Source organism: Streptomyces buecherae, assembly GCF_014295035.1.
GTDB lineage: Bacteria > Actinomycetota > Actinomycetes > Streptomycetales > Streptomycetaceae > Streptomyces > Streptomyces youssoufiensis.
Genome location: NZ_CP060404.1, coordinates 1,069,878 through 1,083,892, shown reverse-complemented (window position 1 = coordinate 1,083,892; position 14,015 = coordinate 1,069,878). Strand labels below are relative to the sequence as shown.

General features: G+C 74.7%; 12 protein-coding genes. 11 read left to right on the top strand and 1 reads right to left on the bottom strand.

Annotated elements, in window-relative coordinates:
* The first annotated feature begins 135 nt into the window (after window positions 1–135).
* The 8 genes from H7H31_RS03935 (at window position 136) to H7H31_RS03900 (ending at window position 9,353) form a co-directional block, all read left to right on the top strand.
* Window positions 136–1,251 carry a quinone-dependent dihydroorotate dehydrogenase gene (locus H7H31_RS03935; protein WP_187060776.1) on the top strand — a complete coding sequence of 372 codons (1,116 nt, stop codon included), beginning with the start codon at window positions 136–138 and terminating at the stop codon, window positions 1,249–1,251.
* Window positions 1,248–2,165 carry an orotidine-5'-phosphate decarboxylase gene (pyrF, locus tag H7H31_RS03930; RefSeq protein ID WP_187060775.1) on the top strand — a complete coding sequence of 306 codons (918 nt, stop codon included), beginning with the start codon at window positions 1,248–1,250 and terminating at the stop codon, window positions 2,163–2,165. The genes H7H31_RS03935 and pyrF overlap by 4 nt, the downstream gene beginning before the upstream one ends.
* A gap of 217 nt (window positions 2,166–2,382) precedes the next feature.
* Window positions 2,383–2,706: an integration host factor, actinobacterial type gene (mihF, locus tag H7H31_RS03925; RefSeq protein ID WP_176165020.1), complete on the top strand. Its 324-nt coding sequence runs from the start codon at window positions 2,383–2,385 to the stop codon at window positions 2,704–2,706.
* Between the two features lie 38 nt (window positions 2,707–2,744).
* Window positions 2,745–3,365: a guanylate kinase gene (gene gmk, locus H7H31_RS03920; protein WP_187060774.1), complete on the top strand. Its 621-nt coding sequence runs from the start codon at window positions 2,745–2,747 to the stop codon at window positions 3,363–3,365.
* A 204-nt stretch (window positions 3,366–3,569) separates the two neighbouring features.
* Window positions 3,570–3,842, top strand: a complete 273-nt coding sequence (rpoZ, locus tag H7H31_RS03915; protein ID WP_005319902.1) for a DNA-directed RNA polymerase subunit omega — start codon at window positions 3,570–3,572, stop codon at window positions 3,840–3,842.
* A gap of 127 nt (window positions 3,843–3,969) precedes the next feature.
* Window positions 3,970–5,295: a bifunctional phosphopantothenoylcysteine decarboxylase/phosphopantothenate--cysteine ligase CoaBC gene (coaBC, locus tag H7H31_RS03910; RefSeq protein ID WP_232109671.1), complete on the top strand. Its 1,326-nt coding sequence runs from the start codon at window positions 3,970–3,972 to the stop codon at window positions 5,293–5,295.
* A gap of 347 nt (window positions 5,296–5,642) precedes the next feature.
* Entirely contained in the window at window positions 5,643–6,866 is a 1,224-nt protein-coding gene (gene metK / locus H7H31_RS03905) for a methionine adenosyltransferase (protein ID WP_187060773.1), read from the top strand.
* Window positions 6,867–7,076: 210 nt separating this feature from the next.
* The gene (locus tag H7H31_RS03900; RefSeq protein ID WP_187117777.1) at window positions 7,077–9,353 is read left to right on the top strand and encodes a primosomal protein N'; all 2,277 of its coding nucleotides are present in this window, start codon (window positions 7,077–7,079) and stop codon (window positions 9,351–9,353) included.
* Window positions 9,354–9,460: 107 nt separating this feature from the next.
* Here the strand turns inward: H7H31_RS03900 and H7H31_RS03895 are convergent, their stop codons facing one another.
* Window positions 9,461–9,994, bottom strand: a complete 534-nt coding sequence (locus tag H7H31_RS03895) for a hypothetical protein (RefSeq protein ID WP_187061220.1) — start codon at window positions 9,992–9,994, stop codon at window positions 9,461–9,463.
* Window positions 9,995–10,246: 252 nt separating this feature from the next.
* Here H7H31_RS03895 and fmt point away from each other — a divergent pair, with 252 nt between their 5' ends.
* From fmt to H7H31_RS03880, 3 genes are all read left to right on the top strand, one after another.
* The gene (gene fmt, locus H7H31_RS03890; RefSeq protein ID WP_187061219.1) at window positions 10,247–11,179 is read left to right on the top strand and encodes a methionyl-tRNA formyltransferase; all 933 of its coding nucleotides are present in this window, start codon (window positions 10,247–10,249) and stop codon (window positions 11,177–11,179) included.
* Between the two features lie 239 nt (window positions 11,180–11,418).
* Entirely contained in the window at window positions 11,419–12,468 is a 1,050-nt protein-coding gene (locus H7H31_RS03885; RefSeq protein ID WP_187061218.1) for an LLM class flavin-dependent oxidoreductase, read from the top strand.
* A gap of 127 nt (window positions 12,469–12,595) precedes the next feature.
* Window positions 12,596–14,011: an RsmB/NOP family class I SAM-dependent RNA methyltransferase gene (locus H7H31_RS03880; protein ID WP_187061217.1), complete on the top strand. Its 1,416-nt coding sequence runs from the start codon at window positions 12,596–12,598 to the stop codon at window positions 14,009–14,011.
* Window positions 14,012–14,015 lie beyond the last annotated feature (4 nt).

The following is a 14,015-nucleotide window of genomic DNA, read 5'->3' as shown; positions in this document are numbered from 1 at the left end:
CCCGGGGGCCGGCCACCCGCCGGCCCCCGGGCGCCCGCCCAGACCCCCGTCCCCGCCCGGGCCGAGCGGGCCCGCCGCCCCGCCCGGCCCGCTCCCAGCCCTGCCCGTACCGGCCTAGCGAAAGCCCGCGCCCGCATGAACCCTTACCCGCTCCTGTTCCGACTCCTCTTCCAGCGGATGGACCCCGAACGGGCCCACCACCTCGCCTTCGGCTGGATCAGGCTCGTCGCCCGCGTCCCCGTCCTGCGCACCCTCGTCGCCGCCGTGCTCGCCCCCCGGTACAAGGAGCTGCGCACCGAGGCCCTGGGCCTGCGGATGCACGGCCCGTTCGGGCTGGCCGCCGGGTTCGACAAGAACGCCATGGCCATCGACGGGATGACCATGCTCGGCTTCGACCACGTCGAGATCGGCACGGTCACCGGCCACGCCCAGCCGGGCAACCCGCGCAAGCGCCTCTTCCGCCTGGTGGGCGACCGCGCGCTGATCAACCGGATGGGCTTCAACAACGAGGGCTCCGCCGCCGTCGCCGCCCGGCTCGCCGCCCGCCGCCCCGCCTTCAGGGCTACCGTCGGCGTCAACATCGGCAAGACCAAGGTGGTCCCCGAAGCGGAGGCCATCGCCGACTACGTCACCTCCACGGAGCGGCTCGCCAGCCACGCCGACTACCTGGTCGTCAACGTCTCCTCGCCCAACACCCCCGGGCTGCGCAACCTCCAGGCCGTGGAACACCTGCGCCCGCTGCTGACCGCCGTGCGCGAGGCGGCCGACCGCACGGTCACCACCCGCCGCGTCCCGCTGCTGGTCAAGATCGCCCCCGACCTGGCGGACGAGGACATCGACGCCGTCGCCGACCTCGCCGTCGAACTCGGCCTGGACGGCATCATCGCCACCAACACCACCATCGCCCGCGACGGCCTCGGCCTGACCAGCGACCCCGCGCTGGTGGCGGAGACCGGCGGCCTCTCCGGCGCCCCGGTCAAGGAGCGCTCGCTCGCGGTCCTGCGCCGGCTGTACGGGCGCGTCGGCGACCGGGTCACCCTGGTCGGCGTGGGCGGCATCGAGGACGCCGACGACGCCTGGGAGCGCATCCTGGCCGGCGCCACCCTGATCCAGGGCTACAGCGCCTTCATCTACCAGGGCCCGCTGTGGTGCCGCGCCCTGCACAAGGGGCTGGCCGCCCGCCTGGCAGCCAGCCCGTACGCCACCCTGGCCGACGCGGTGGGGGCCGAGACCAAGGAGCAGGCGGCATGAGCGACACCCCGACCCCGCAGGCCACGGACGTCACCGGCGGCCCGCAGGCCCCCGCCGCCTTCGGCGCCCGGCTGCGGCAGGCCATGGAGACCCGCGGGCCGCTGTGCGTGGGCATCGACCCGCACGCCTCGCTGCTCGCCGACTGGGGCCTGGGCGACGACGTGGCGGGCCTGGAGCGGTTCTCGCGCACCGTGGTGGAGGCCCTGGCCGACCGGGTGGCCGTGCTCAAGCCGCAGTCCGCGTTCTTCGAGCGGTTCGGCTCGCGGGGGGTGGCCGTGCTCGAGCGCACCGTCGCCGAGGCGCGCGCCGCCGGGGCCCTGGTGCTGATGGACGCCAAGCGCGGCGACATCGGCTCCACCATGGCCGCGTACGCCGCCGCCTACCTCGACCCCGCCTCGCCGCTGTTCTCGGACGCGCTCACCGTCAGCCCCTACCTGGGCTTCGGCTCGCTCGACCCGGCCGTCGAGCTGGCCCGCGCGAGCGGCTGCGGCCTGTTCGTGCTGGCGCTGACCTCCAACCCGGAGGGCGCCGAGGTGCAGCACGCGGTGCGCGCCGACGGCCGCGGTGTCGCCGCCACGGTGCTGGGCCACCTCGCCGAGCGCAACGCCGCCGAGCGCGCCGCCTGGCAGGGTCAGGGCCGGCCGCTGGGCTCCTTCGGCGCGGTGGTGGGCGCCACGCTGGGCGACGCGCTCGCCGCCGCCGGCGGCTCGCTCGCCATCGACGGGCCGCTCCTCGCGCCGGGCATCGGCGCCCAGGGCGCGACCCCCGCCGACCTCCCGGCGGTCTTCGGCGACGCGGTGGGGAACGTGGTGCCCAGCGTGAGTCGTGGGGTGCTGCGCCACGGTCCGGACGCCGCCGCGTTGCGCGTCGCGGCGGCCAGAATCGCCGACGACGTGCGGGTAGCCGTGAAATAAGTACCTCAGAACCCGGTGTTTTTGCCCCGAAAAGTCCTGGTCGAGCGAGTCTGACCAGGACTTTTCGTCTGTTCTCGCTGACTGGAGCGGCCGTGGCCGCTAGTCTCCGACGAGAGCACAACGCGCAGGTGTGTTGCGCGTTGCTCACCCTGGTGAGGGGCGACTAGGTTCCTCACCGGTCCGTATCCGACAGTTCGATATCCGAGGTGACGTAGGCGTGGCTCTTCCGCCCCTTACCCCTGAACAGCGCGCAGCCGCGCTCGAAAAGGCCGCCGCGGCTCGCCGGGAGCGCGCCGCGGTCAAGAATCGACTCAAGAACTCCGGTGCCTCGCTGCACGACGTCATCCAGCAGGGTCAACAGGACGACGTCATCGGCAAGATGAAGGTCTCCGCGCTCCTTGAGTCCCTCCCTGGCGTGGGCAAGGTTCGTGCCAAGCAGATCATGGAGCGGCTCGGCATCTCCGAGAGCCGCCGGGTGCGCGGTCTCGGCTCCAACCAGATCGCCGCCCTGGAGCGTGAGTTCGGCGGCAAGGCCGCCTGACGTTTTCCGGCGCTCCCGGGAACCTGGATAATCGCCGCATGGCAGCACATCCCCAGGGGGCGACCAGCCCTCTCGCTTCGCAGGCGGTATCCCCCGTACCTCCGGACGCACGTCCGCGGCTGACCGTGCTCTCCGGCCCCTCCGGGGTCGGCAAGAGCACGGTCGTCGCGCACCTGCGCCAGGCCCATCCCGAGGTATGGCTCTCGGTCTCCGCCACCACCCGCAAGCCGCGTCCCGGCGAGCGGCACGGCGTCCAGTACTTCTTCGTCGAGAACGAGGAGTTCGACAAGCTCGTCGCCAACGGAGAGCTGCTGGAGTGGGCCGAGTTCGCGGGCAACCGCTACGGCACCCCGCGCCGGGCGGTCCTCGACCGCCTTAAGGCGGGGGAGCCGGTGCTGCTGGAGATCGACCTCCAGGGCGCCCGGCTGGTCCGCGAGTCGATGCCGGAGGCGCAGTTGGTCTTCCTGGCCCCGCCGAGCTGGGACGAGTTGGTGCGCCGCCTGACCGGGCGGGGCACCGAGCCGCCGGAGGTGATCGAGCGCAGGCTGGCGGCGGCGAAGGTCGAGCTGGCCGCCGAGTCCGAGTTCGACACCACCCTGGTCAACACCTCCGTCGAGGACGTCAGCGCTGAGCTGCTAGCCTTGATGCGAGTGGTCTGATCTGCTCTGATTTCTTCGACCCTCGTCAACGCTCGGTACGGCAAGCATCACACCGCCGTTATCGTCGTTGACGATCAGTACGGCGCGCTATGTGACCAGCGCCGTGCGCAACAGATGCCATCAGACACACGCCCGGTGACACCGTCACCGACGCGGTCGCCGAAGGCGTCCGCGACATCGCTGAACCCGATCGGAAGGCAGAGAGTGTCCTCTTCCATCACCGCGCCCGAGGGCATCATCAACCCGCCGATTGATGAGCTGCTTGAGGCCACCGACTCGAAGTACAGCCTGGTGATCTACGCCGCCAAGCGTGCTCGTCAGATCAACGCGTACTACTCGCAGCTCGGCGAGGGCCTCCTGGAGTACGTCGGCCCGCTCGTGGACACCCACGTCCACGAGAAGCCGCTGTCGATCGCGCTCCGCGAGATCAACGCGGGCCTGCTGACCTCCGAGGCCATCGAGGGCCCGGCGCAGTAGCCGCGCGAGCGGTAGGTTTTTCTCACACCACGGGCCCGGCAGCGGGCCTCCGGCGCAGGCCGGGGGAGCGGCTGCCGGGCCCGTGGTGTGTCATGGGCCCATGCGAGAGCGCGGGGAGAAGCGAGCGATGGAAGAGTCCACCAACCAGCCGGCGGCCGAAGCGACGGCGGGCGCGGGGCGGGAACCACACACCGGGGCGGGCGAGCCGGCGGCAGCCGGTGGCGCGGCCCGCAAGCCCTCCGTGGTGCTGGGCGTGAGCGGCGGCATCGCCGCCTACAAGGCGTGTGAGCTGCTACGCCGCCTGACCGAGTCGGGCCACGACGTACGGGTGGTGCCCACCGCGTCCGCCCTGCACTTCGTCGGCGAGGCGACCTGGTCGGCGCTGTCCGGCCACCCGGTCTCCACGGAGGTCTGGACGGACGTGCACGAGGTGGCGCACGTACGCATCGGGCAGGCGGCCGACCTGGTCGTGGTCGCCCCGGCCACCGCCGACACGCTGGCCAAGGCCGCCCACGGGCTCGCCGGCGACCTGCTGACCAACACCCTGCTCACGGCCCGCTGCCCGGTCGTCTTCGCGCCGGCCATGCACACCGAGATGTGGGAGCACCCGGCGACGCGGGAGAACGTGGCGACGCTGCGGCGGCGCGGCGCGGTGGTCATCGAGCCCGCCGTCGGCCGGCTGACCGGCGTGGACACCGGCAAGGGCCGGCTGCCGGACCCGGGCGAGATCTTCGAGGTCTGTCGCCGCGTGCTGGCCGCCGGCCCGGCCGCCGGCACCCGGCGCGACCTCGCGGGCCGGCACGTGGTGGTGAGCGCCGGAGGCACCCGGGAGCCGCTGGACCCGGTGCGCTTCCTGGGCAACCGCTCCTCGGGCAAGCAGGGGTACGCGCTGGCCCGCGCGGCTGTGGCCCGTGGTGCGCGGGTGACCCTCGTCTCCGCGAACAGCGCGCTGCCCGACCCGGCCGGCGCGGACGTGGTGCGCGTGGGTACGGCGGTGCAACTGCGCGAGGCCATGCTGAAGGCGGCGCCCGACGCGGACGTGGTGGTCATGGCTGCGGCCGTGGCCGACTTCCGACCCGCGACGTACGCGACCGGCAAGATCAAGAAGCGGGACGGGCAGGAGCCCGAGCCCATCGCGCTGGTGCGGAATCCGGACATCCTCGCCGAGCTCTCGGCCGAACGCGCCCGCCCCGGTCAGCTCGTCGTCGGCTTCGCGGCCGAGACCGACGACGTGGTGCCCAACGGCCGGGCCAAGCTCGCCCGCAAGGGCTGTGACCTGCTGGTCGTCAACGAGGTGGGCGAGCACAAGACGTTCGGCGCGGAGGAGAACGAGGCCGTCGTGCTCGGCGCCGACGGCAGCGAGACCCCCGTCCCGTACGGGCCCAAGGAGGCGCTCGCCGAGACCGTCTGGGACCTGGTCGCCCGCGCGCTGCCCCCGGCGACCGACGCCTGAACCCCGCCTCGCCGCCCCGCGCGCCCCAGGCCCGGCGCGCGCGGGGCGGCGGGCGCACCCCGGGCCCCGACCTCTTCCACGTACCGCCGGAGCCGGCGGGAGCACGCGAGATCCCCGGTCAACCGGGTGTCACCGAAGTCGGCGTGAAAAAGCCCCCCAGTGTGTTGCCGAACACCTCATTCACCCCACGCAAGTGTGTGTGACAAGTCACCCTGCGCCCGTGTTGCGAGACACGCGGCCCAATCGGCGAGAACGACCGATAAACTGACCTCGGATTCGCGTGGGCGCAGCTCCCGTGCGTCTCCGCCCATGCTCAGCCAGCAGCCGCTGCAACCCCAGGGAGCGATGTGTCCCGCCGCCTGTTCACCTCGGAGTCTGTGACCGAGGGCCACCCTGACAAGATCGCTGACCAGATCAGCGACACCATCCTCGACGCCCTCCTCAAGGAGGACCCGCACTCGCGGGTCGCCGTTGAGACCCTGATCACCACCGGACTGGTGCACGTCGCAGGCGAGGTGACGACGAAGGCGTACGCGCCGATCGCCTCCCTCGTGCGCAACAAGATCCTTGAGATCGGTTACGACTCCTCCAAGAAGGGCTTCGACGGGGCCTCCTGTGGCGTCTCCGTCTCCATCGGCGCGCAGTCGCCCGACATCGCCCAGGGTGTCGACACCGCGTACGAGGCCCGGGTCGAAGGCTCGTCCGACGGGGACAAGGACGACGACCTCGACAAGCAGGGCGCGGGCGACCAAGGGCTGATGTTCGGCTACGCCTGCGACGAGACCCCCGACCTGATGCCGCTGCCGATCCACCTGGCGCACCGGCTCTCGCGCCGCCTGTCCGACGTGCGCAAGAACGGGACGATCCCGTACCTGCGCCCCGACGGCAAGACCCAGGTCACCATCGAGTACGACGGCGAGAAGGCCGTCCGCCTGGACACCGTGGTCGTCTCCTCGCAGCACGCCTCCGACATCGACCTGGACTCGCTGCTCGCCCCCGACATCCGCGAGTTCGTCGTGGAGCCGGAGCTCAAGGCCCTGGTGGACGACGGCATCAAGCTGGAGACCGAGGGCTACCGGCTGCTGGTCAACCCGACCGGCCGCTTCGAGATCGGCGGCCCGATGGGCGACGCCGGCCTCACCGGCCGCAAGATCATCATCGACACCTACGGCGGCATGGCCCGGCACGGCGGCGGCGCCTTCTCCGGCAAGGACCCGTCCAAGGTGGACCGCTCGGCCGCGTACGCCATGCGCTGGGTCGCCAAGAACGTGGTCGCCGCGGGCCTCGCCTCGCGCTGCGAGGTCCAGGTCGCGTACGCGATCGGCAAGGCCGAGCCGGTCGGTCTCTTCGTGGAGACCTTCGGCACCGCCACCGTCGACGCCGAGCGCATCGAGCAGGCCATCACCCAGGTCTTCGACCTGCGCCCGGCCGCGATCATCCGCGACCTCGACCTGCTCCGCCCGATCTACGCCCAGACCGCCGCGTACGGCCACTTCGGCCGCCCGCTGCCGGACTTCACCTGGGAGCGCACGGACCGGGTGGACGCGCTGCGGCAGGCCGCCGGCCTCTGAGCGGCACGTAGCGACGCCTGACGGCGCGCTCGCGCGCCGGCCCGTCCAGCACGCCCGCGGCCCCGGACCCGTTGAGGGTTCGGGGCCGCGGGCGTTGTGCCGGGGCCGGGTGGCGGGCGTCGTGGCACGGCCCGGTGCGAGCGGTTGGCCTGGCCGGCGTGGTGTGCGCGGCCCGGCCCCCTGTCAGTGCCGTCTGCTAAGACTGATGCTGTGAGCAGCGAGAACGGGCAGTCGGGTGACGAGCCGGCGCGTGCGGGGCGCGGCGGTGGGAGGGCTGGTGACGCGGCGGCCGGGCGGGGCGCTCGGGCGGGGGAGGAGACGACCGGCGACGGGCGTGGCGCGGGCGATGGGGCCGGGGAGCAGCTCGCGCTGATTCGCGAGACGGTGCGCAGGACCAAGGCGCCCAAGGCCAAGCCGCGCACCTGGCGCGGCGCGCCGCTGGCCAGGGAGCGGCCCGTGGCGCGGGTGCTCGTCGACAAGGGCCCGGTACACCTGGACAAGCTGTGGGACTACGCGGTCCCGGCCGAGCTGGACGCCGCCGCGCAGCCCGGGGTGCGGGTGCGGGTGCGGTTCGGCGCCGGCACCGGGCAGGTCCGCGGCGGGCGGCGCGAGGGCGGCGGGCTCCTCGACGGGTACATCCTGGACCGCGTCGCCGAGTCGGACTACCAGGGCCCGCTCGCCGCCATCGCCCAGGTCCTCTCGCCGGAGCTGGCCCTGCGGCCCGAGCTGCTCACCGTGTGCCGCATGGTCGCCGACCGGTACGCGGGGTCGCTGGCCGACGTGCTCCAGCTCGCCGTGCCGCAGCGGCACGCGCGGGTGGAGGCCCAGCCGTCCCCCGCGCCGCTGCCGCCGCCCGCGCCGCCCGAGCCCGGGAGCTGGGCGCGCTATCCGCACGGGCCGAGCTTCCTGCGCGCGCTGGCCAGGGGAGACGCCCCGCGCGCGGTGTGGACCGCGCTGCCGGGGCCCGGCTGGCCGATGGAGCTGGCCCGTGCCATGGCCGCCACGCTCGCCGCCGGCCGTGGCGCGCTCGCCGTGCTGCCCGACGGTCGCAGCGCGGCCCGCGTGGACGCCGCCCTCAGCGAGCTGCTCGGCCCCGGACAGCATGTGCTGCTCACCGCCGACAGCGGTCCCGAGGAGCGCTACCGCCGCTGGTTGGCGATCAACCGTGGCGCGCTGCGCGCCGTGGTCGGCACGCGGGCCGCGATGTTCGCCCCCGTGCACCGGTTGGGCCTCGTCGCGATCTGGGAGGACGGCGACAGCAACCACAGCGAGCGGCACGCCCCGCAGCCGCACGCCCGCGAGGTGCTGCTGCTGCGCAGCGCGCACGAGCGCACGGCGTTCCTGCTGGGCAGCGTCAGCCGTACGGTCGAGGCGGCCCAGCTCGTGGAGACCCGCTGGGCGCTGCCGCTCGCCGCCGAGCGCGAAGTGGCCCGCGGGGTTGCCCCGTTGATCCGCACGGTCGGCGACGAGCAGTTGGGGCGGGACGCCGGGGCCCGCGCCGCCCGGCTGCCCAGCCTCGCCTGGCAGACCGCGCGCGAGGGGCTGCGGCACGGGCCGGTCCTCGTACAGGTCCCGAGGTGGGGTTACGTGCCCCGGCTCGCCTGCGCGAGCTGTCGTACGCCGGCGCGGTGCGGGCGCTGCCAGGGGCCGGTGCAGGCGCCGGCCGCCGGCGCCGCGCTGTGTTGCGGCTGGTGCGGGACCGAGGTCCCCGACTGGCACTGCGCGGAGTGCGGCGGACGGCGTACGCGGGCGCAGGTCGTCGGGGCCCAGCGCACGGCCGAGGAGCTGGGGCGGGCCTTTCCCGAGGTGCCGGTGCTGGCCTCGGGGCGCGATCACATACGCGAGTCCGTACCCGACCGCCCCGCCCTCGTGGTCGCCACGCCGGGCGCCGAGCCCATCGCCCCGGGCCCCGGGTACGCGGCGGCCCTGCTGCTCGACGGCTGGGCGCTGCTCTCCCGTCCGGATCTGCGCGCCAGCGAGGAGGCGCTGCGGCGCTGGTTGACGGCGGCGGCCCTGGTGCGCGGGCAGGACGCGGGCGGCGTGGTCACCATCGTGGCCGAGCCGACGCTGCGCCCCGTGCAGGCCCTGGTGCGCTGGGACCCCGCCGGGCACGCGGCGCGGGAGCTGGGCGAGCGGGCGGAGTTGGGCTTTCCGCCGGTGTCCCGGATGGCGGCGGTCTCCGGGCCGCCCGCGGCGGTCGCCGGCCTGTTGCGCCTGGTCGAGCTGCCGGACACGGCGGAGGTCCTCGGCCCGGTGCCGGCCGCGGACCCGCGCCCGGGGCCGGCGCGCGCGGCGGGCGCCGAGCCGTCAGCGCCGCGACTCGGCGCGCCGGAGGAGCCGGGGGGCTGGGAGCGAGCCCTGATCCGGGTGCGGCCGGGCCAGGGGGCGGCCCTGGCGAGCGCGCTCAAGGCGGCCCAGGCCCAGCGGTTGACGCGCAAGCAGGGCGACCCGGTGTGGGTGCGGGTGGACCCGCCCGACATCGGCTGAGGCCGGGCGCGCCGGCCGGGGGCGGTGCGGCGCTGGCCCCACACCACGCTGGCCCGGCGGGGGTGAGCCGCCGGGCCAGGTGGAGAGGGGGAGTCCGCGTCGCGGCGTCAGCCGTTGCGCGGTCCGGGGAGCGCGCCCGAGCGGGCGTCCTCGCGGAGCGCGGGGGCCGGGCTGCCGGCCGGGGCGGGGAGTGAGGGCATCGAGCGGGCGGCGGGGACGATCGGCGTGGCGTCCGCCGGCCGCTCGGCCGTGCGCAGCGCCTCGCCGCCGGCCTCGGCGCCGCCGGTCGCCGTGGACCGGCGGCTGCCGTAGCGCCGGTGCACCGCCTGCTTGGTGACGCCGAGCGCCGAGCCGACCGCGTCCCACGAGAAGCCCAGCGAACGGTCGAAGTCCACCGCGGCCGTCACCAGCGTCTCGATGCTGTCCCGCAGCTCCTGCGCCAGCCGCACCGTGGGGGCTGGCGCCCGCCCGTAGACGACGAAGCCCGCGGACGGACTGGTGCGTCGCGGGCGGTAGACGTTGCCGAGCTGGGCGGTGAGGGTACGCAGTGCGTCCACCTGCCGCCGGACCCGCTCGATGTCCCGGACCAGCAGATGCAGGCTGGCCCGAGCCTGGGCGTCGTGGGTTGCGTGGTCGGCCATGAACAAGCCTCTCGAACCGGCGTTGAAGTCGCTTGGGAAAAGGATCGGGCCGCTGGAGCGGCCCGATTCGGTCAATCTGACTTGACCAACGCCACAGCCGCCCTCGTGGTCACGGTCCGGGGCGCGCGACGCCGATCGCGTACGCCCCCTGATCGGGTGGGTTCGAGCGGACCCCGGCGGCGGGACTCCGGGTGAGGCGGCGGCCTAGACTGGGGCGCCGTTCCGCAGCGTGTGAGAGGTAGTCCGCCAGACATGAGGCTCGTCTTCGCCGGTACCCCCGAGGTCGCCGTACCCGCCCTGGACGCTTTGCTCGCGTCAGACCGGCACGAGGTCGTGGCCGTGGTCACCCGGCCCGACGCGCCGGCCGGGCGCGGCCGGCGCCTGGTCGCGAGCCCGGTGGCGCAGCGCGCCGAGGAGGCCGGCATCGAGGTGCTGAAGCCGGTCAAACCGCGCGACGAGGACTTCCTCGCCCGGCTGCGCGAGATCGCGCCCGACTGCTGCCCGGTGGTGGCCTACGGGGCGCTGCTGCCCAAGGTCGCGCTGGACATCCCGGCCCGTGGCTGGGTCAACCTGCACTTCTCGCTGCTGCCCGCCTGGCGCGGGGCGGCCCCCGTGCAGCACGCCGTACTCGCCGGTGACGAGATGACTGGTGCCTCCACCTTCCTCATCGAACAGGGCCTGGACTCGGGGCCGGTGTACGGCGTCCTCACCGAGCAGGTGCGCCCCACCGACACCAGCGGTGACCTGCTGACCCGGCTCGCCTTCGCCGGCGCGGGGCTGCTCGCGGCGACGATGGACGGCATCGAGGACGGCACCCTGCGACCGGTGCCGCAGCCGGCCGAGGGCGTCTCGCTCGCGCCGAAGATCGAGGTGGAGGACGCCCGGATCGACTGGGCGGTGCCCGCGCTGCGCGTGGACCGGGTGGTGCGCGGCTGCGCCCCGGCCCCGGGTGCCTGGACGGTCTTCCGTGGCGAGCGGCTGAAGGTGAAGTCCGTACGGCTGGTCACCGACCGCACCGACCTCGCGCCGGGCGAGATCGCCGCGACGAAGAACGCCGTGTTCGCCGGCACCGGCAGCCACGCCGTCGAGTTGCTGTGGGTGCAGCCGCAGGGCAAGAAGCCGATGGCCGGGGCCGACTGGGCGCGCGGGGTGCGCATCGCGGCGGGGGAGCGGTTCGAGGCGTAGCCAGGCGGCGCCCGCCGCGTCAGGCCCAGACGCGTCGGCCTCACGCGCGTCGGCCTCACGCGCGCCGGCCTCACGCGCGGCGGGGCCGGCGTCGGCTCGGCTCGGCGGGGCCCGGTCGCGCCCTGGACAGCGTGCCACCGGCTGTCCAGACTGCTGGCGGTGCGGCGGGCCCAACTCCCCTGGGAGTGGCGGCGGTTCACGCCCGCGCTGGTCGTCCCCGACGAGATGAGGTGGCGCTCATGCGGTTCAGCTACGCCCTGCTTCCCGACTATCCGCTCCAGGACTCCCTCGCCTCCATCCGGCTCGCCGACGAACTCGGTTTCCACGCGTGTTACGCGGCGGACGAGACCTGGCACAAGGACCTGTGGTCGCTGTTCGCGGTGGCCGCCGGGCAGACCCGGAACATCCGACTCGGCCCGAGCGCCTCCCCGGTCACGCTGCGCGAGCCGACGCTGATCGCCCAGGCGCTGGCCACGCTGGACGAACTCTCCCACGGGCGCGCCGAGGCAGTGCTGGCCAGTGGCAACTTCGGGCTGTTGGCGCAGTACGGCATCGAGGGGACGAGGGGCCGCCCGCTGTCGCGGGTGAAGGAGGCGCTCGGCGTGGTGCGCACCCTCCTGGACGAGGGCACCATCACGCGCCGGGGCGAGTTCTTCAGCTACGAGGGGCTGTTCACCTTCGCCCGTCCCGTACAGGAACACCTGCCGCTCAAGCTGGGGGCGATGCGCGGGCCGAAGTCCTTCGAGGCCGCTGGGGAGTTGGCGGACGGCTGTCACCACGCCATGAGCTGCACGCGCGAGGCGCTGACGTACGCGGTGGAGCACGTGCGCGCGGGCGCGGAGCGCGCGGGGCGGGACTGGCGGAGCCTGGACCTGGGCGCGTGGGTCGTCTTCGCCACCGGCCCGGAGTCCGCGCCGGCCAAGGAGGCCGCGCGCAGCATGGTCGGCCTGTACGCGTCGGCCATGCCCGACGAGCAACTGCGACGCAACGGAGTGGACCCGGGCGAGCTGCGGCCCGTCCTCGACGCGGTGCGCGCCGGCGATCTGGCCCGTGGCATCGAGCTGACCAGCCCGCAGGTGGTCGAGCGGCTGTCGATCGCCGGGACGCCCGAGGAGTGCGCGGAGGCGATCCGTACCCAGCTCGTGCCCGCCGGCATCAACCACGTGATCTGCGCGATCACCGACCAGACGCTGGTTGGGGCGTTCACCGGGCGGGAGTTGGCCGGGGTGGCCAGCGTGGACGAGCAGTTGCGCCTGATCCACGACGTGGTGCGGCCGGCGGTCGGGTGACGCCGGCCGCGCCCGGCCCCGACCCGCCCGGGGCGGCCCGGGGCCGTGGCGGGGGCGCGCAGCGCGCGGGGCCCGCCGCGGCACGTACGCTGGGAGCGTTCGTCTTCCCAGCTCCGGAGCACCTTTCGTGAACGATCGCCGCCGTCCAGCCAAGCCCTACCGCCGACCGAAGAAGGACCCCGTGCGGGTGCTCGCCTTCGAGGCGCTGCGGGCCGTCGACGAGCGTGACGCCTACGCCAACCTCGTACTGCCCCCGCTGTTGCGCAAGGCCAGGGAGGACGGCGGGTTCGACGCGCGGGACGCCGCGCTCGCGACCGAGCTGGTGTACGGCACGCTGCGCTGGCAGGGCACGTACGACGAGATCGTCGCCGAGTGCGTGGACCGGCCGCTGCGCGAGGTGGACCCGCCGGTGCTCGACGTGCTCAGCCTGGGGGCGCACCAGCTCCTCGGCACCCGGATTCCGACGCACGCCGCGGTCAGCGCGACCGTGGAGCTGGCGCGGGTGGTGCTGGGGGACGGGCGGGCCAAGTTCGTCAACGCCGTGCTGCGGAAGATCGCCGCGGACGACCTCGACGGCTGGCTGCGCCGCGTCGCCCCGCCGTACGACGAGGACCCCGAGGCGCACCTGGGCGTCATGCACGCCCACCCGCGCTGGGTGGTCTCCGCGCTGTGGGACGCGCTGGGCGGCGGCCGGGCCGGGATCGAGGACCTGCTCGCGGCCGACAACGAGCGCCCCGAGGTCACGCTGGTCGCCCGCCCGGGGCGCTCGGGCGCGGACGAGTTGCTGGCGGCGGCGGGCGAGGACCGGGCCCTGCCGGGTCGCTGGTCGCCGTACGCGGTGCGGCTGGTGGACGGCGGTGAGCCGGGGGCGCTGGACGCGGTCCGCGAGGGGCGCGCCGGCGTGCAGGACGAGGGCAGCCAGTTGGTGGCCATGGCGCTGGCCAACGCGCCGGTCGAGGGCGCCGACGCGCGGTGGCTCGACGGTTGTGCGGGCCCCGGCGGCAAGGCCGCGCTGCTGGCGGCGCTCGCCGCGCAACGCGGCGCGACGCTGCTGGCGGCGGAGAAGCAGCCGCACCGGGCCCGCCTGGTGGCCCGCGCGCTGGCCGGCAACCCGGGCCCGTACCAGGTGGTCACCGCCGACGGCACCCGTCCGGTGTGGCGGCCCGGCTCCTTCGACCGGGTCCTGGTGGACGTGCCGTGCACCGGCCTCGGCGCGCTGCGCCGGCGCCCGGAGGCGCGCTGGCGGCGCCGGCCGGCGGACCTGGAGGGGTTCGCCCCGCTCCAGCGCGGGCTGCTGCGCGAGGCGCTGGCCGCGGCGCGGGTCGGCGGCGTGGTGGCGTACGTGACGTGTTCGCCGCACCTGGCCGAGACCCGGGCCGTCGTGGACGACGTGCTGAAGTCGGCCGGCGGCGCCGAGTGGATCGACGCCCGCCCCCTGCTGCCCGACGTCCCCGGCCTCGGCGACGGCCCCGACGTGCAGCTCTGGCCGCACCTGCACGGCACGGACGCGATGTACCTGGCGTTGCTGCGCCGTACGGATTGAGGTG

Coding starts and splice junctions, on each gene's coding strand:
- H7H31_RS03935 (WP_187060776.1), top strand. CDS start 136: ATGAACCCTTACCCGCTCCTGTTCCGACTCCTCTTCCAGCGGATGGAC.
- coaBC (WP_232109671.1), top strand. CDS start 3,970: ATGGAAGAGTCCACCAACCAGCCGGCGGCCGAAGCGACGGCGGGCGCG.
- fmt (WP_187061219.1), top strand. CDS start 10,247: ATGAGGCTCGTCTTCGCCGGTACCCCCGAGGTCGCCGTACCCGCCCTG.
- H7H31_RS03885 (WP_187061218.1), top strand. CDS start 11,419: ATGCGGTTCAGCTACGCCCTGCTTCCCGACTATCCGCTCCAGGACTCC.
- H7H31_RS03895 (WP_187061220.1), bottom strand. CDS start 9,994: ATGGCCGACCACGCAACCCACGACGCCCAGGCTCGGGCCAGCCTGCAT.
- pyrF (WP_187060775.1), top strand. CDS start 1,248: ATGAGCGACACCCCGACCCCGCAGGCCACGGACGTCACCGGCGGCCCG.
- gmk (WP_187060774.1), top strand. CDS start 2,745: ATGGCAGCACATCCCCAGGGGGCGACCAGCCCTCTCGCTTCGCAGGCG.